Source organism: Candidatus Eisenbacteria bacterium (assembly GCA_035712145.1).
Lineage (GTDB): Bacteria > Eisenbacteria > RBG-16-71-46 > RBG-16-71-46 > RBG-16-71-46 > DASTBI01.
This window is the reverse complement of record DASTBI010000031.1, coordinates 26,999-44,402: the sequence shown is the minus strand read 5'-3', so window position 1 is coordinate 44,402 and position 17,404 is coordinate 26,999. Positions and strand designations below refer to the sequence as shown.

Genomic DNA, 17,404 nt, shown 5'->3' with positions numbered 1-17,404 from the left:
AGTAGCTGGTGCCGATCGCGAGATGGAATTGCCACCGCCGGTTGCTGTGACGGGGCAGGCTCTCGAGGGGAATCCCGGCCTGGGCTCCGGCCAGAGCGTCCTGCGCATCCACGAGATCCGTGACCGACGGGTTCAGCTTGTAACCCGCGCTGACTTCGATGGGCCCGACCGGCGTGCGAAGCGTGAATCCTCCGCCTGCGGCGAAGAACAGCTCGTCCTGTCCGTTGGGATCGTCGCGAAGTCCGAACCTCTCGTCGCTGGTCCAGACGCGGCCGCCGTCGAGGAAGAGCACCGATCCGAAGCTCGGTCCGAGCCGTGGCACCGGCATGCGCGCCTCGATCGAGAACGTCGCCCGAGCCAGACCGCCGTAGGGGTCGTACCCTTCGGTGAACGGCACCAGCGAATCCCCGACCGTATTGAAGCGCACGTCGGGGACCTTGGGTCCGAGCAGGCGGTTCTCCCAGCCGCGCACGTCGCCGGTTCCGCCGGCCGTGAAGGCCGCGTCGTGAAGCTGGAGGAACTTGGCTCGCGGGTCCTCCCCCGGCCCGGGAACGCTCTTTCCGAAGGGAAACAGCTGCCCGAACCGGGCGCGAGTGGCGATCACGATCGAGCGCCCGAGCGGAACGAAGCCGTTGGCCGAGGCGTCGATGCGCCAGTACGCCGTGCTCGAGATCGACGTGGGGGCCGTCACCTGGAACGCCGGACGCGCGATGGCTCCCTGACGCGGATTGGCGGGGTCGTCGAGCATGCCGTACGTGCCGGACAACGTGACGGTGCTGCTGTTCACGTGGGAGCCGAGCGAATCGACCAGGCCCTGCGCGACGTGCACGAGGAACGTGAACAAGTCGATATCGCCGGAAGCGAGGTCTCCGAAGCGGTACTGCTTCACCTCGCGTCGCGCGACCTGATAGTCGAGCGACACGGAATTCAACGCCCTCCGCTGATAGATCAGCGTGGTGTTGAGCCCGATCTGGGTCGAAAGGTCCTGGCTGTCGTCGCGGTGCTCCACGAAGGGGCTGACGATTCCGGAGACGTGACGATGGCCGAAGGCGGGCTGTTTGAGTGAAAGCGAGAGCCGGTAGCGGATATCGGGATCGTCGACCAGGGCCAGCCAGCCGGTCTGCGCGATGCCGGTGAGTGTCAGCGAGCGGCCGCCGCCCCAGAAGTTGCGGTGGGACCAGCGCGCCTCGGTGGTGAAGCCCGCGTCCGTGACGTAGCCGACATCACCCCCGATCAGCCGACGATCGCCTTCGGTGATCCGCACGCGAGGCGGCAGCACCGGGTCCACCGGCTCGGCGGCTGGTGCGGAAGCCGGGGTCGCAGACTCGAAGGTGGAGTCGGCCGGCCCGAGTGCCGGGACGTCCACCTTGGCCACGCGCACGATGTCGAGCTTCTGCAGATCGAGGGCTGCCTGCTCGAGCGCGCTCTCCGAGTAGGGGTCGCCGCGATGAATGGGCACCATCTTGCCCACCGTGACGTCCGAAATCGTCTCGGCTCCCTCGACCTTCAGGTCGCCGAAGCGTGCGAACGAGCCGGGCGCCACGCGATACGTGAGCCATGCCCGGGATCCCGTGCTGTCGACGCCAAGCGCCGTCGCCACTTCCGCGCGCGGAAAGCCGCGGTTGCGCCACCACTTCTCGAGCTTGTCCCGAGCCTTGCGTGCATCGTCGACCACCAGCCGCCCGCCTCGCTGCTTGAAGGCCGCGCGCTGCGCGCCATCCCACGAGCTCTGTTCACCCTCGGGGACCGGCAACGTCGCGAGGCTGTCCCGCGCCTTCACCACCACGTCGGCGACGAGCGTGGGCGGGCCTTCGTCGATCAGGAAAGTGATGTCGAGAAGGTTCTTCGCGTCGTCACGCCGGACGTCGTAGCGGACGCCCGTGTGGAAGAAGCCGGAGGCCGCGTAGGCCCCGCGCAGCCGGACAACATCTTCCTGCAGCGTCAGGGGGCTGAATGGATGAGTCGCGGGATCGGGAACCAGCGGCAGCTTTCCGAGCGCTCTTCGCAGACCATAGGCCGGGCCTCGCGCCCGCGTCTGGAGCACCTTCTCGAGCCGGTGCTCGTTCAGCGCTTTCACTCCCGAGAACTGGAGCGAGCGCACCTCGGTCGCGCCGTCCACCCGCACCTGTGCGCTCGCCGGCGCCACGAAGCCGAGGACGATCAGCACGCTGATGAGCGCGCACGAACGCCTAGTAGGCATGGCGCACCCGGAAGAAGGAGCGGACCTTCGAGGTCTCGCCCTGGAGGTTGAGGAGCAGCCACCGGTAGAGGGCGTACTCGACCTCGAAGCTGGTCTTGTTGGTGACGCCGGCCTCCGGAGTCCCCGACTCCTTGTACTGGAGCGGCTGCCGGAAGCCGACGTAGAGCTGGTTGTCCAGGTAGCGACCGGCGACCAGAGTGGCTCCCTGGAGCGCGTCGAATCGCACCTGCAGCACGTCCAGGCCGATCGCCTCCTGCGCGGCTTCTTCGGCGAAGCCCGTCACCTGGGAGAGCCCGATGTCCTTGGCGAGGGACGCGCTCTGGTCGCTCGTCGCCGGCTTGTCGGGTGACTGTCCGGTGGCGATGAACGAGATGATCTCCACCTCCGACATCGCGGGCTCCGACGAGAGGATGAGCCTCGGCTTCTCGGGAGTTCCCTCGACGTCGAGGTTGATGACGGTCTCGTCATCGTCGGATTCGGAGCCGGTGGGCGGCTTGTACTGGGCCTGCAGATCCAAGCGGTGGTCCTTCATGGATCCATTGAGGAGCACCTCCCCGCCTTTGATGTCGAAGCTGCGCGCAAACTGCTCGACGTAGCCGCGGTTCGGCAGCGGCTCGATGCGGCCGAAGAGCTGCGGCTCGCCGTGCGGCGCCTTCCTGAGGCGGACATCCCCGGTGAGCGCCACCGCGAGCTTGGGCCGCGCCCGCTGGCGCACCCAATTGTTGCGCTCGAGACGGATGGCGAGATCCAGGTCGGAGGCGTCGTAGAGCTGCAGCGCCGCGTTGGGGGCCGAGGTCTTCACGTCGCCGAACGTCTCCTCGAGCATCCGCAAGTCGGCCTCCGTGAGCTGCACGGCGGCGGCGGCCTCCATAGCACCCTCTTCCGCCGGCTCGAGGTAGACGTTGGAGTTCTCGATGGTGACGTTTCCCTTCACGAGCGGGCTCGTCAGGGTTCCGGTGAGATCGATCTTGCCGGAAGCGACCGCGCGCAGGTCCGTGGACTCGACGAAGACGAACTTGCGGCTGTCGATGCGAAGGTTCGGCTCGACGCGTGTCACGCCGATGAAACGCAGACTCCCCGTGGCGTCGAGCGATCCTTTGGACGACGTTGCATGGGCCCGATTCACGACCAGGCGGTCGCCCTGGAACGCGCCGTGGATATCGATGTCCTCGTACGTCACCCCGAGCCCCGGCAACGGCACCGCTGCTCCAGTGACGTCGACGCGGCCTTGTCCCGAGACGGCGCGGCTCGTGCCCTTCAGCCGCACATCCAGGTCGAGTGTTCCCTCGAGATCGCCGACGGTTCGTGGATCCACCAGAGCCGAGAACGCGGCGAGCGGGAAGCGCTGGGCGGCGAGCCGCACGTCGACGTCGCCTTCGGCGACGCGAACCGCATGCGCCGAATCGGACACTGCCAGCGACAACGCCAGCGGCAGGTCACCGGTCCAGACCATCGAGTCGCCCTGTGGGGTGGCGAAGCCGCCACCGAAGCCGAGCCTGGTTCCGTCCCACGCGAGCCTGGAGCGGATCCTGCCGGCAGGCCGGTCGTCGCTGAGCAACCGCAGTTCCAGGCTTCCGCTCCCGCGCGGAGCGGTGGCGGCGCCCTCCAGCGCGACGTGGGCGTTCAAGACGCCGCTGAGGCCGGGACGGCCGAGCCACGTGGAGACGACGTCGAGGCCTACGTTTTCGAGATCGAGCTGGAAGTCCTGCTGGCCACGGCGGTCGACGACGCCTCGCGCCGAGATCCGTCCGGTGGCGGATCGGAGCTCGAAGGACCTGACGTCGAAGCGATCGGATCCCAGATCGATCGCGGCTGGACGAGCGAGCGCCCATGAAGCGGAATCCGCCCGGATGTCGAGCTTGTCGAGCGCCAGGTGCTGGCCGAGGGAGTCGGTGAGCGAGCTCCCGATCAGGCGAAGACGATGTCGCTCGTCGCCTGTTCCGGTCAGGTCGAAGCGCGTCCCTGAAGGATCGATCTCGACGCGCGCGACCGCGTCGTTCACCACCAGCCCGACTCCCCTGAGCCGGCCCAGCGATGCCTCCCCGCGCGTTCGGAGAGGGCGCCATCCGGCATCCAGCTCACCCGAGACAGAGCCGTGCGCGCGCTGGAGCCGGGCCTGATTCCAGGCGAGAGAGCGGAGCGAGCTCCTGAGGTCGAAGCGCCGCACGCCGCGGGACGCGAAGATCTGCAGGTCCACGGTCGCGGTGTCCACCGCCGCCGTGTCCGCGCCCACCAGCCGGCGAATCGGCGCCAGGTCGTTGACGCGCAGCGTCACGCGGAGCCGCGAGTCGGCCGTCGAGTCGAAGAGCGCGATGTGGCCCGATCCCGCCGCCACCGCCACGTTCGAGCGCGCGATCAGCGTGTCGAGAGCAAGGGTTCCCTGACGCAGATGAAAGCCCGCGAACAAGGAGTCGAGCCGAGCCAGGCCGATCGTGCCCTGCCCGACGACCATGCCGTCGAGCGTGGCGGTCCGCGGCGCAAGTCCGATGAAACGGGCCCGCGCGGTCACGCTCCCGGTGGCTCTCGCGGTGTCTCCCGCCCATGCGGCGAGCACGGCCAGCGGAATCGACAGCTCGGCGTGGCCGCGTGGATCCTCATTGCGCGCGAGCATTTCGCCACGGGCGGACACCGTGTCTTCTCCCACGAGCACCATGCCGTCCAGGCGCGCGAGACCCTCCGACCACGATCCTGTGAGGTCCCCCGCCGCGAGGGTCGCCTGACCCAAGCTCGAACGGTCGAGCCGGAGCCGAGCCTGCCACGTTCCGGTCGCGCCCGGGCTTCCTCCCGGGCGCCCGCTCGCGGTCACGCTTCCGGTCAGACGCGACCGCAGCGCCTTGGATCCGGTCCAGCCGGCGAGATCGAGGTCCGAGAAGCGCCCCCGCTCCAGCCAGTAGCCAGGCGTGGCATCGAACGGTCGCGCGCGGCCGGCCAGGTCGACCACTCCGGCGTCGGAGTCGACGCTCCCCTGGAAGCGCACGACGCCGCCGGACAGAGTCAACGCCACCGATCCCTTGCCGATGTTCTGCCGCCTCCACCGCGAAGGCTCGAGATCGACACGCGCTTCTCCCGAGGCGCGCCCATCTCGCAGCGCCTGCAGAGGCGAGGGCGGCTTCATCAGCGCGCGGAGGCCGTGGAAGCGCCCGCTCACTCTCCCCGTGAGCCGGCTCGAGTGCGCGGGGCTGGCGGTGACCTTCTCGAGATCGAGATCACGGAAGCGCGCGCCGATCAGCCGGAAGACGCCGCCCTCCTCCCACCGTCCGGTCAGCGAGTCCACGTCCAGGGATCCGGCCTGCGTGACGAGCTCGAGCGAAGCGCCGACGCTCGCGCCATCGATGGTCGCGCGCGCGCGGCCGCGGTCGATCCGCCACGCACCGTAGGTCGATGGGCCGATGTCGAGATCGGCGGTCAGGCGACGCGAGGCGCCGGTGGCTTCCCGGGCCGTGGTCGTCAGCGTGCCGCTCACCGAGCTTCGCCCGGATCGACCCGTCATCCGCGCCACGTCCAGTCCGGCGAACCGTAAACGCCGAACGGACCAGGAGAGCCCGCGTGTGAGATCGATGCGGCCGTCGATGTCGAGCCGGCCGATCTCGCCCGCGGTGCCTCCCTGGACCTCCGCGACCGGTCGCGCGTACCCCGTTCCCTGGACACGGAGCGCCACCCGGCTCGAGGCACGCTCGGCGAATGCGTTCCATCCGGCTGCACCCGGGACTCCAGCCGGCAGGCGATCCGAGGCGACCTGGAGGTCGTACGTCGGCGCGAGATCGAAGGGGCGAATCCATCCGCGGACGTCGATACGCGCACCGGCGAACGATCCGGAGAGGGACGTCTCGGAGCGCCCGTCGCTCAGCGTCGCGCTCAGACGCGAGTCCTCGAAGGCCCACGCCCCGACGTGGAACCCATCCGTCGCGGCGGCGACCGTTCCCGAAAGCCGATCACGACGCGTTCCTCGAAGATCGATGTCCGCGACCAGCGCGCCTCCCAAATTCAGCCGCGGGAGCAAGGGCGCGAGATCGTGCAGGTCGAGAGGACGGGCGTCGAGGACCAGTCGGGCTTCCCTGAGCGAGTCCGCGCGATCGACCGTCATCAGCGCGTGGCCATCGACCGCGCTGGAATCGCCGCGGAATCGAAGCAGCGGCGCTTCGAATCGGCCGTCCTCGAGCTGCGCCCTGAGATCGAGCTCGATCCCGGACCCAGGCGATTGACGCCGCGCACGCAAGGAGTCGATGGCGAACGAGAACGCGCGGCCCATGCGAATCCGACGCCCATCGAGCGAAAGCGTGGTGAGCGAGGACTCCCGCGCGGCCAGAGTCCGGAGAACGCCTCGAAGCGTCAGCTGGTCGATGCGGAAGGCGGGCCCATCATAGAAGCGCCCTCGCAGAAGGCGCGCGAGCGTGAGTGGAGGTCGCGCGGGCTTGCGGCGCGGAGCCTTGGGTGGGCCGCTCCAGAGGTCGGGAGTCAACACCAGACCCTCGACGTCCAGGTCGCGGACCCGCAGCTCGCCGGTCAGCAGCGAAGCTAGACCGTAGCGGGCGCGCAGGAATTCGACCCCGGCGATCAAGGTGTCGCCCCGGGTGAGCCGGAGGCCACGGATCTCGAGGGAGGTCCACCAGTCTCCGCGCACTTCCGTCACGCCGAGGGACGAGCCCGGCAGCGGATGGACTCGAGCCAGGACGGCCTTCACGACCGCGGTCGCGATCGGCGGCTGGCCCATCGCGACGAAGAGGACCACGAGCAGCCCGCTGATCAGCAGGACGGCGCGGAGCAGCCAGCGGGTCCAGCGCCACCGCGGGGACTTCGCTCGAATGGAGGTCGGGTCGGCCGAGTCGGGATCGACGCTACCCTGGGTCACGCCAGCGCCCCTCCGCGACAGCTCTGCGAGGGTAAGTTCACGATTGGGTTCAGTATAGCTTCCCTAGCTCATGGGCGGCGGGCACGCCTCAGAAATCCTTCTCGTCCTCGCGTTCCTTGCCGACGGGCCCCGGAGGCCGCGGAATCGAAGGCGCGCGATCGATCGAGAGGGTGAGGTCCGCGTCGGCCAGTGCGCGCACACGGATGTCCGACGCCGTCGCGTGCACCGCGATCACCCTGGCCTGGTGGATGCGACCGCTCAGGCGCGTGCCGCGCGCCGGAAGCTTGCGATTCATTCCGTCTTCCGCGAGCCGCGAGAGCTTGCGCACCACCGCCGAATCCGGCAGGCGCGCCTTGGCGCGCAGGAAATCGCGCAGCTGGATGTCGCTCAGCAGCTCGTAACCGCGGACGAGGATCTCGGCCGTGCCGACGTCGTAATCGAGATCGGGCACGGTGATCTGTCGCGTGCCCGGATCGTAGCCCGGCGTTCCGGTGAAGAAGAGACGGCCGCGAACCGCTCCGGAGATCTGCACGCGCAACGCGACCTTTCCCCCGCCGATTCCCATGAGCCGCACGTCACGGATGCGGATGCGATGACCCTGATGCTCGAGCCTGCGTCCGACCAGGGCCTTGCGCAGCATGGCCGTGGCCACCGGATAGGTGAAGGAAGCGTCGAGAAGGACGCGCGCGCCGCGCCCGACGTCGTTCGCCATGCGAAGGTCCGGCAGGGGAACTTTCTCGAGCGTGGGCCGAGGCCCGGTCATCACACGTGGGGCGGCGACGAGCCGGAGGTTCGCGTACGCCGTCTCGCCGATCGCGCCGATCTTCCCGACCTGCGCCTCGGAGGGATTGATGGTGAGGTACACGCTGTCGGCGAGGCGCACGGGTTTCTGCAGATCACCCCAGATCTTCTCGAACCGCTTTCTCACCGGCCAGCGCGCGACCGTCTCGTCGAAGGCCGCCAGCTTCTCCTCGAGCAGCACGCGAGTGGTCTCGAGCACCCGGTCGGTGACATCGAGCCTCAGAAAGGACAGGCGGCAGCGGTCGCGCGCGCTGTCCGAGAGAGCCGTGAGACGAACCACGTGCGTTCGCGTGCGCAGGCCCCACTGGCGCGAAAGCTCACCCGTCGACTCGACCGTGAGACGCGCGCGCCGCGGCAGCTCGTGGTCGGTGCCGCACGAGACCTCGATCTCGGGTCCGATCGGCGGGTCGTACCAGATCCTTCCCGAGTACTCGATGTTGGCCGAGATGGTCACCGTCTGCTGGGTGACGTTCAGGCGAAAGGGTGAGCGTTTGAGCCGAAAGCTGAAGCTGACCCGCCGATTGCGCGCGAGCTGGATCCGTTGATCCAGATCCCCGTAGGTTCGCGGCACCGCCGCCTCGATCGAGTCGATCGCGGTCGCCAGGTCGTAGGTCACCGGCGCCTCCAGCATCGAAGACGGCAGCTCGGGCAGGCTGTCGGCCGTCTCGGGAGCGATGACCGGCTCGGGCGCATCGAGGGTGATCGTGGTGCGGCGCACGTAGAGCCAGACGGCCGCCCCGGCCAGGACCACCACGAGCGCGATCAGCAGCCTGCCGGAGGGACGAGTCACGAATTCCGGGGAAGTGAGCCGTGCTCAGCTTCGCCGGTAGACGTCGGTGTTCAAATACTTGATCCCCGAGTCTCCCATCAGGGTGACTACGCGCGCGCCTGCGCCCAGCCGCTGCCCCACGCGGATGGCCGCGAGGACGTTGGCGCCCGCGGACGTCCCGGAGAAGAGGCCCTCCTCCCGCGCAAGGCGCCGCGCCATGGCCTGCGCTTCCGAGGTGGCGACCGGAACGACTTCATTCACCAGCGCCGGATCGTAGAGCGGCGGCGTGTAGCCCACGCCGACGCCTTCGATCGCGTGAGGCCCGGGTGCGCCGCCGAGCAGCACCGACGATTCGGCGGGCTCGACCGCGATGATCTCGATGTCAGGGCGGTGGCGCTTGAGCACCCCTCCCACGCCACGGATGGACGCCGCGGTCCCCACCGCGTGCACGAAGGCGTCGATCTCGCCGCCCATCTGGGTCCAGATCTCCTCGCCGAGCGGGTGGTAGCCGGCGATGCTGTCGAGGTTGTTCAGCTGATCCGTCCAGTACGTGCGCGGCTCACGGCTCAGCGTTCGCGCCTTCTCGATCATCTCGAGGATCAGCTTCTTCGTGGTGTGGCCGCCTTCGCTCCCGACGATGGTGAGCTCGGCCCCCAGCGCCGCCATCTGATCCAGCTTCTCGCGGGCGAACGCGTCCGAAGTGACGATACGGATGCGATAGCCCTTCACCGCGCACACCAGGGCCAGCGCGGCGCCGGTGCTGCCTCCGGTGTACTCCACCACGGAGAACCCGGGCTCGAGCCGCCCGTCCATCTCGGCGCGCGAGATCACCGCCAGCGCCATGCGGTCCTTGAAACTGCCGGTGGGGTTCTCCCACTCGAGCTTCACGAAGAGCTCGGCGCAGTTCTCCGGAACCACCCTCCGGAGCTGGACCATGGACGTGTTTCCGATGGCCTGAAGGACGTCGCGCGGCGGTGAAGCCACCTTCATGCTTTCGCTCCCATCCTTCCGGCGAGCGCCGCGACCGTCACCAGCAGCTCGGCGGGCTCGAACGGCTTGGCCAGATGTGACTGGAATCCCGAGAGCAGCGCCTTGGTGCGATCCTCCGAGCGCGCGAAGGCGGTGAGCGCGACGGCCGGAATGGTACTACCACTCGCCCGCACCTCGCGGATGAACTGGTAGCCATCGTGCCCCGGCATGCCCACGTCGCTCAGCAGCACCTGCGGACTCTCGCGGGCCAGGAGGCGCATCGCTTCGCCGGCCGACGAGGCGGTCAGCACTTGAGCGTCGGACTCTTCGAGCAAGCGCCGCAGCAGCTCGCGCGCGTCCTCTTCATCGTCGACCACCAGCACCTTGATCCCCGACAGCCTGGGCATGTCTCCGCGGGCCCAGCCCTTGGTGGTCACGGCGGGATCGTCCTCCGAGAAGCGGGAAGGTGCCATGACGTACGGAAGGATGACGCGGAAGGTCGCTCCCAGCCCTTCGCCCTGGCTTTCCGCCCGGACCAGCCCGCCGTGGAGATCGACCAGCTGCTTCACCAGCGCCAGGCCGATGCCGAGGCCGCCGTGCTCGCGCGCGGCCGAGGGGTCTTCCTGCCGGAAGCGCTCGAACAGATGAGGGAGGAATTCTGCCCGGATGCCTTTGCCGCAGTCCCGCACGCGAATCTCGGCGCCGGTCGTCACATCCGAGAGCTCGATCTCCGCCCAGCCGCCCGTCTCCGTGAACTTGATGGCGTTCGAGATCAGATTCCAGACCACCTGCTGGAGCCGCTCGGCGTCGCCGTGAACCGTTCCGCGCAGCGGCCCAAGGGCGGTCCGGAGGGTCACGCCGCGCGCTTCTGCGGTCGGCTTCAACAGCTCGACGGCGCCTTCGATGACCAGCGGCAAGTCGACCTGGTCGAACTCGAGCCTGAGTTTTCCGGAAATCACCCGGCTCATGTCCAGAAGGTCCGAGATGAGCTGTGCCTGGGCGTGCGAATTCCGCTCGATGACCTCCAGCGCCTTCTCTCGCAGCTCGCGGTTCTCCGAATCCTTTCTCACCAGGCGAGCCCAGCCGAGGATCGAGTTGAGCGGCGTGCGCAGCTCGTGCGAGAGCGTCGCCAGGAATTCGTCCTTCACGCGGCCGAGTCGCTCGGCCTCCATGCGCGCCGCACGCTCGCTCTCCAGCAGGTGCTGGCGCTCCTCGGTCCGCTGCCGGAGGTTGGCCTCCGCGTCTTTCCTCGCGGTGATGTCCTCCGAAAGGACGGACAGCCCGCCCTCACGGTCGGGATGGAAGCGGACCGCATACCAGCGGTCGAAAGGCGCGTACTTGCTCTCGAGCTCGACGTACGTGCGCTCCTCGTGCGCCTTCAGGAACGCGCGGCCGATCTCGGTGTCTCGCCACTCGGGGAAAGCCTCGAAGACGTGCTTGCCGATGATCGAGCTCGGATCGATGCCCTGTTCGGTCAGAAGCTTGCGCATGGCGCCGTTGACGTAGAGATAGCGGCCGTTCGCGTCGATCGACTGGAAGGCATCCGAAAGGCTTTCCAGGATCGACGTGACGCGCTCGGCGCTCTCCCTTCGGATCCGCGCCAGGCTCAGGTTCGAGGCGACGCGGGCCACCAGCTCCTTCGCCGAGAACGGCTTCACGAGATAGTCGTCCGCGCCGTGCTCGAGACCTTCGACCTTGCTCTCTTCGCCGGCGCGCGCGGAGAGCATGATGACCGGAGTCTCGGTAAGCGATGGATCCGAGCGCACCGCGGCCAGCAACGCGAAGCCATCCATGATCGGCATCATCACGTCGGTCAGAATCAGATCCGGGCGCTCATGGCGCGCCGCGGCCAGAGCCTCCTGGCCGTTGGCCACGGCCATCACGGAATATCCGACGGCTTCGAGCAGGCCGCGCAAGTACTGCCGAACGTCCGCGTTGTCGTCCGCCAGAAGGACCCTGCCCTGGCGAAGTGGCAACGCCGGGTCCCGGTCGCCCACATCGGCATCCGGAAGCCAGCGCAGCGCTTCCTCCACGAACGCCCTGGCCTCCTTGGCTTCCGCCTCGTGCTGCCGCCGATCCTGCGCGGCCGTCGGGGCCGCGTCCGTGGACAGGGGAAGCTCGACGCGGAATGTGCTGCCGCGCCCCAGCTCGCTCTTCACCGTGATCCTTCCGCCGTGGAGATGGACCAGCTCCTTCACCAATGAGAGCCCGATGCCCGTGCCCTCGTGGGTCCTTCCGCGCGCGCCTTCGACCCGATGGAAGCGCTTGAAGAGATTGGGTAGCTCATGACTCGCGATCCCGGTGCCGGTATCGGTGACGGTGAGCACGGCGCGGTCCTCGTCGGATCGCATCGTGACGGTGACGCGGCCTTCGAGCGTGTACTTGAACGCATTCGACACCAGGTTGAGCACGATCTTCTCCCAGGCGTCGCGATCCACGCGCACCAGCGACGGCAGCGGCTCGCATTCCACCTGGAACTCCAGCCCGGCCCGGTCCATGGCGGAGCGGAACATGCTGGCGTACACCGCAGTCAGCTCGCACAGGTCCTCGGTCTTGGTCGACAACTTGGCGCGACCCGCCTCGATCCGGGAGTAGTCGAGCAGCGCGTTCACGAGCTTCAGCAAACGGAGGCCATTGCGATGCGCGATCTCGACGAGATCCTTGCCGCCGGGAAGGTCTTGCCCCTCGGCCCTGGACAGTGCCTCCTCGAGAGGGCCGAGCATGAGGGTCAGCGGCGTGCGGAACTCGTGCGAGACGTTGGAGAAGAAGGTCGTCTTCGCGCGGTCGATCTCGGCCAGCGCTTCCGCACGCTTGCGCTCCTCATCATAGGCGCGCGCGTTCGCGATCGCCGTGGCGATCTGCGAGGCCGCCAGCTCGAAGAAGCTCTTGTAGGAATCGTCGAGCGCGATCCTCGCGCTCACGCCCACGACCAGCATGCCGGCGAGCTGGTGCGGCATGTTCGATCGAATGGGAACCACGACGGCCTGGCGCGGCGGGTCGGACCATGGACCCGCCGGAACCGATCGAGGAAGTCGCGTCGCGAGGTCCTCGACCACGATCGAGGATTCGGTGCGGATCACTTCGGCCAGCGGCCAGGTCGCGGACTCGGCCGCTTCGCCCTCGAGGTCGATGGCTCGGGGACTGGCGCTCTCTCCGATGCCGACACCGCTGGATGCCGCCAGGCGAGCTTGCCTGCGGCTCTCGTCGACCAGGTAGATCAGGGCGAAAGGCGCGTCCTTGGGGTACTTCGACATGATCTCGGCGGCCGCCTCGCATGCGTCCTCCGCGGTCTTTGTTTCCAGGGCGCGCGTACCGAGGTCGCGCAAGGCGGCCACGCGCCGCTCTCCGATCACCTTCTCGGTGATCTCATGAACCGTGGCGAGCACCCCGCCGATGCCGCTCTCCACCGTCTCGTCGGGGACCGGGCTATAGGCGATGGTGAAGTGCGTCTCCTCCGCGAACCCGTGGCGATTGGGCTCGAGAGCGATGTCCTCCATCCAGGTCGGCGGTCCGCCCCTGAACGGAGTCTCGACCAGCGGGCCGATGATCGGCCAGATCTCGGGCCAGCATTCCGCCGCAGGCTGTCCCAGGGAGTTCGGGTGCTTCGACCCCAGCACCGGCCGGTAGGGGTCGTTGTAGATCTGCAGAAATCGAGGACCCCACCACAGGAGGAGCGGGAAGCGGTTCACGAGGAGGAACCGCACCATCATCTTCAGGCTCGGCGACCAGGAGTCCATGGGTCCGAGCGGCGTGCGTCCCCAATCGTACTCATGGATCCGAGCCGCCATCTCGCCGGACGAGGAGACGACCTCGCGCCCTGCTGGCGGATCTTCGGGAGCGTCCTTGGTGATCATGGGTGCACCCTGCAAGCGCTATGGCGTCGCCGCTCGCGAGAACGGCGACATCGGAGGAGCGCGCGTGGACTTCGATGCTGGCAAAGTTCGGCTCGGGGGACAAGCGCGCGCTAAGTGTCCCTGGCTGGCGCGTCAGGCGTTCAAGCCTGCGGGTCCGCCTTCGACTGCTTCTGGCGCGCCTTCTCGGCTGCCTTGCGGAAGGCCAGAGCCATGGTCGTGGGCTCTTCCATGGCCGGCGGCCCGCTCACGGGGGCTCGAGGTTCGGGCTTCCTCTCCCGTGGCGGCTCGGGCGTCGCCATCGCTTCTCCCGCGGCCTTGACGGACAGCGAGATGCGCTTCTTCTTCGCATCGACTCCGAGCACGACCGCGTCGACCTCCTGGCCGACCGACAGCACCTCCTTCACCCGCTCGATCCGTCGCGGCGCGATCTCGGAGATGTGAACCAGGCCGTCGATTCCGGGCTCCAGCGTGACGAACGCGCCGAAGTCGGCGATACGAGCCACGACGCCGTGCACGCGCGCGCCTGGAGCGAGCCGCGTCTCGATTCCCGTCCAGGGGTCGGGCGCCGCTGCCTTGATCGAAAGTCCGATGCGCGGCCGCTCGCCGGGACGAGTCTCCATGCGCAGGATGCGCGCCTTCACTTTCTGACCCTCGACGAGCACGTCGCGCGGATGCGCGACCCGCGCGTGCTGGATCTCGGAGACGTGGACCAGCCCTTCGACGCCCCCGATGTCCACGAAGGCGCCGAACGCCTCGAGATGGCGGATGACGCCTTCCACCTCCTGCCCCACGGCCAGCGTGGCGATGCGACGCTCGGACTCTTCCTTTTCGCGGCGCTGCAGCAGTTGCTTGCGCGAGAGCAGCGCGCTCCGCCGCGCGTCCTCGATCCCGGTGACGAGGAACTCCAGCGTGCGGCCGACATAGGAGGACGGATCGGAGCAGAACGAAAGCTCGATCTGCGAGACGGGGCAGAATCCATGGGCGCCGCCCAGGTCCACTCGAAGGCCTCCGGTGTTGGCTTCCAGCACGCGCCCTTCGACCGGCACGCCCGCTTTCTGCGCCTCGCGCAAGGCGCCGAGCCCGGCATGCGGATCGGAGCGCATGGACGGCGCGAGCACGGTGGGTTCTCCGGCGTCGACCACGAAGAGGTCGACGGTATCCCCCACGGCGATTCGCGGAGGCTCCTCGCCGGTCCGGAAGTGCGAGAGCTCCGTGATCGCTTCGCTCCGCGCGCCGATGTCCACGAGCGCGTGCTCGCTGGTGAGCGCCACCACGCGGCCACGCACGCGCGCGCCCATCCTCGGCTCGAACGCCGCGCGAGCCGCGAGGTCGGCGGTCTCTCCCCGTCGTTCGTGTTCCTCGAGGGCCTTGGCGAAGTCCGGCGAGCGCTCCTCGTCGTCCGGCTCGATGAAATCGTTATCCATGGGCCGATCATACCTCACCGAAGAATTGACTGGCGCTCCGGGATCGAGCCGCCGATACTGTCGGCGTCTTCGGTTGCCGGGATGTGTGGCTCATCAGATTCCGCCAGAGGACTCCCCTGGCGGCTTTTTGTTGGCCGAACTTCCGGATCGAGGCGAAGGTCACGAAGACCGGACGCGGCCGCAGCGTTGATTCGCGGCAAAGGGCGGGTCGATCGACCCGGATACAAGGAGCTTCAAGTGGCACGTGGCACCGTGAAGTGGTTCAACGAGGCGAAGGGCTTTGGCTTCATCACCCAGGCGGATGGCGGCGAGGACGTCTTCGTCCATTTCTCCGCGATCCACGGCGACGGCTTCAAGACGCTCGCCGAGGGAGAGTCTCTGGAGTTCGACGTGACCCGCGGTCCGAAGGGGCTGCAGGCGGCGAACGTCCGCAAGGTCTAAGTCGCTCGAGGTACCACCTCGCGCCGAAGGGGCGGCGTCCTTCCGGACGCCGCCCTTCGCGTTGGATCAGACTCCGATTTTCCCCTGGGTCGGCGTTCGGGCCGTGGTAGGGTCCGCCCTTGGCCGTCCCCTTTCACTCCTGCAGGTCCACCGCTCCGTGACTCAGAAGCCCGAATCCTCCGCGATCCCCGCCTCGTCGGGATTGGACCGGCTTCATCAGATCCTGCTCGACACCGCCCGGCAGCTCGCGAGCAGCCTCGATCCGGCCGCGATTTTCGCCCGCATGCTCGACAGCGTGCGCTCCGCGATGCGTTGCGACGGCTTGATCGTGTCGGAGCTGGACCGGGCCTCCGGGTCGATCCGGTGCCTCTATGCGTATGTCAGCGGGAACGTGCTCGATCCGTCCACGCTGCCAGCGCTGGCCTACCGGGAGGAATCCGCGGGCATGCAGAGCCAGGTGATCCGCACGGGCCGGCCCATGTTGTTCACCGACGTGGCCGACCGCGTGCGCGATCCAAAGGGGAAGTACTACGAAGTCGACGGCGCCGGAGTCGTCCGGGATCTGCGGGATGCCGACCCGCCACTGGCGCGCAACGCCATCATGGCGCCGCTGCGCCTCGAAGGCGAAGTCGTCGGCGTCGTGCAGGTGAGCGCCGACGCGGAGAGCGTGTACACGCCGCTCGACCTCGAGCTGCTCGAAGGCATCTCCCTGCTGCTGGCCGTGGCGCTCGAGAACGCGCGGCTCTTTCGTCGCGCGCAGGACGAGCTCGAGGAGCGCCGACGCGCCGAGCGTGAGCTGCGCCAGACCGAAGAGGCGCTGCGCGAGGCCGATCGCCGGAAGGACGAGTTCCTGGCCACTCTCGGACACGAGCTGCGCAATCCGCTCAACCCGATCCGGAGCGCCGTGGAGCTGCTCCGCCGCGCGACGCCCGGGAACCAGGAGGCACAGCGCTTCCAGGACATCATCCAGCGCCAGATCGTCCATCTGACCCGGCTGATCGACGACCTTCTGGATGTGAGCCGCATCACGCAGGGAAAGCTCGAGCTGCGGAAGCACGCGGTTCCGCTCGACGACATCCTGGATGGGGCGATCGAGTCGGCTCGGCCCCTGATCGAGGCGGCAGGGCAGTCGCTGGTGGTGCGGCCTTCGGGGGTCGAGGTTCGGCTCCACGCCGACGTCGTTCGCCTCTCGCAGGTCTTCGCCAACCTTCTCGACAATGCCAGCAAGTACAGCCCCGTCGGCACCAGGATCGAGGTCTTGACCGAGCGACAGGGACCCGACGTCGCGATTCACGTCATCGATCAAGGGCGAGGCATTCCCGCCGAGGATCAGGACCACATCTTCGATCTCTTCTTTCAGAGCGGGCGCGGGGTGGGTCGTGATCCCGACGGCCTCGGGCTCGGCTTGACGCTGGTGAAACGGCTGGTCGAGATGCACGGCGGCTCGGTCGAGGTCCAGAGCAAAGGCCTGGATCGCGGCAGTTGCTTCAGCGTGAGGCTTCCGATGCTCGAGAGTCCAACCTACGAGCCGCATCATCCCGGCGCGGCCGCGCCATCCTCCGCCGGACCCTGGCGCATCCTCGTCGCGGACGACAACCGCGATTCCGCCGATTCGGTCGCGATGCTCCTTCAACTCGACGGCCACGAGGTGCGTGTCGCCTACGACGGTGAAGAAGCGCTGAGCATCGCGGAGAGCGGCTTTCCCCAGATCCTGCTGCTCGACATCGGCATGCCGCGGCTCAGCGGATACGAGGTCGCCGAGCGGGTACGCGCTCTTCCTCGAGGGCAAAACGTCGTGATGATCGCCGCCACGGGCTGGGGCCAGGAGGAAGACAGGCGCCGATCGGTCGAGAGCGGCTTCGATGCCCATCTGGTGAAGCCGATGGATCCGCCGACACTCCTGCGGGTGATGGGCGAGCTCGTGGCTCGCGTCTCCGCCGGTCGTTCAGGTCTCGCCGTCTGAGCGGCCACACCGCCCTGAGTTCCGCGAGCGACGGACCTCGGTCTCTCCCGGGCCTCGGCGATCTGGCGGCCTTCTTCTCGCTGGCCTTCGCGCTGGGATGGCTTTTCTTCGTCACCGTCGCGGTGACGGCGGGG

At 68.2% G+C, this 17,404-nt stretch carries 8 protein-coding genes; 2 read left to right on the top strand and 6 right to left on the bottom strand.

What is annotated here, in order from left to right; translation table 11 throughout:
* The 6 genes from VFQ05_01765 to VFQ05_01740 all read right to left on the bottom strand — a co-directional run.
* On the bottom strand, window positions 1–2,200 hold a 2,200-nt coding region (locus VFQ05_01765; protein ID HET9325477.1), incomplete at its 3' end, for a BamA/TamA family outer membrane protein.
* Complete coding sequence (locus VFQ05_01760) at window positions 2,190–7,049, bottom strand: translocation/assembly module TamB domain-containing protein (protein HET9325476.1); 4,860 nt, start codon at window positions 7,047–7,049, stop codon at window positions 2,190–2,192. The genes VFQ05_01765 and VFQ05_01760, both read right to left, overlap by 11 nt.
* 88 nt (window positions 7,050–7,137) lie before the next feature.
* The gene (locus VFQ05_01755) at window positions 7,138–8,640 is read right to left on the bottom strand and encodes a DUF4403 family protein (protein HET9325475.1); all 1,503 of its coding nucleotides are present in this window, start codon (window positions 8,638–8,640) and stop codon (window positions 7,138–7,140) included.
* 24 nt (window positions 8,641–8,664) lie between these two features.
* Window positions 8,665–9,609 carry a cysteine synthase family protein gene (locus VFQ05_01750; protein ID HET9325474.1) on the bottom strand — a complete coding sequence of 315 codons (945 nt, stop codon included), beginning with the start codon at window positions 9,607–9,609 and terminating at the stop codon, window positions 8,665–8,667.
* Window positions 9,606–13,442 (bottom strand): ATP-binding protein, encoded by a 3,837-nt coding sequence (locus tag VFQ05_01745; GenBank protein ID HET9325473.1) that lies wholly within the window; start codon window positions 13,440–13,442, stop codon window positions 9,606–9,608. Before VFQ05_01745 ends, VFQ05_01750 begins: the two co-directional genes overlap by 4 nt.
* A gap of 140 nt (window positions 13,443–13,582) precedes the next feature.
* Window positions 13,583–14,866, bottom strand: coding sequence for a S1 RNA-binding domain-containing protein (locus tag VFQ05_01740; protein ID HET9325472.1), 1,284 nt, complete (start codon window positions 14,864–14,866; stop codon window positions 13,583–13,585).
* Window positions 14,867–15,103: 237 nt separating this feature from the next.
* Between VFQ05_01740 and VFQ05_01735 the strand changes: the two genes are divergently transcribed.
* Both VFQ05_01735 and VFQ05_01730 read left to right on the top strand, forming a co-directional pair.
* On the top strand, window positions 15,104–15,307 hold the full coding sequence (locus tag VFQ05_01735) for a cold-shock protein (GenBank protein ID HET9325471.1): 204 nt from the start codon (window positions 15,104–15,106) through the stop codon (window positions 15,305–15,307).
* Window positions 15,308–15,464: 157 nt separating this feature from the next.
* Window positions 15,465–17,270, top strand: a complete 1,806-nt coding sequence (locus VFQ05_01730; protein HET9325470.1) for an ATP-binding protein — start codon at window positions 15,465–15,467, stop codon at window positions 17,268–17,270.
* Window positions 17,271–17,404 lie beyond the last annotated feature (134 nt).

Excerpts from the sequence above, each read along its gene's own strand:
- VFQ05_01750 (HET9325474.1), bottom strand. The coding sequence starts at position 9,609 with ATGAAGGTGGCTTCACCGCCGCGCGACGTCCTTCAGGCCATCGGAAAC.
- VFQ05_01740 (HET9325472.1), bottom strand. The coding sequence starts at position 14,866 with ATGGATAACGATTTCATCGAGCCGGACGACGAGGAGCGCTCGCCGGAC.
- VFQ05_01745 (HET9325473.1), bottom strand. The coding sequence starts at position 13,442 with ATGATCACCAAGGACGCTCCCGAAGATCCGCCAGCAGGGCGCGAGGTC.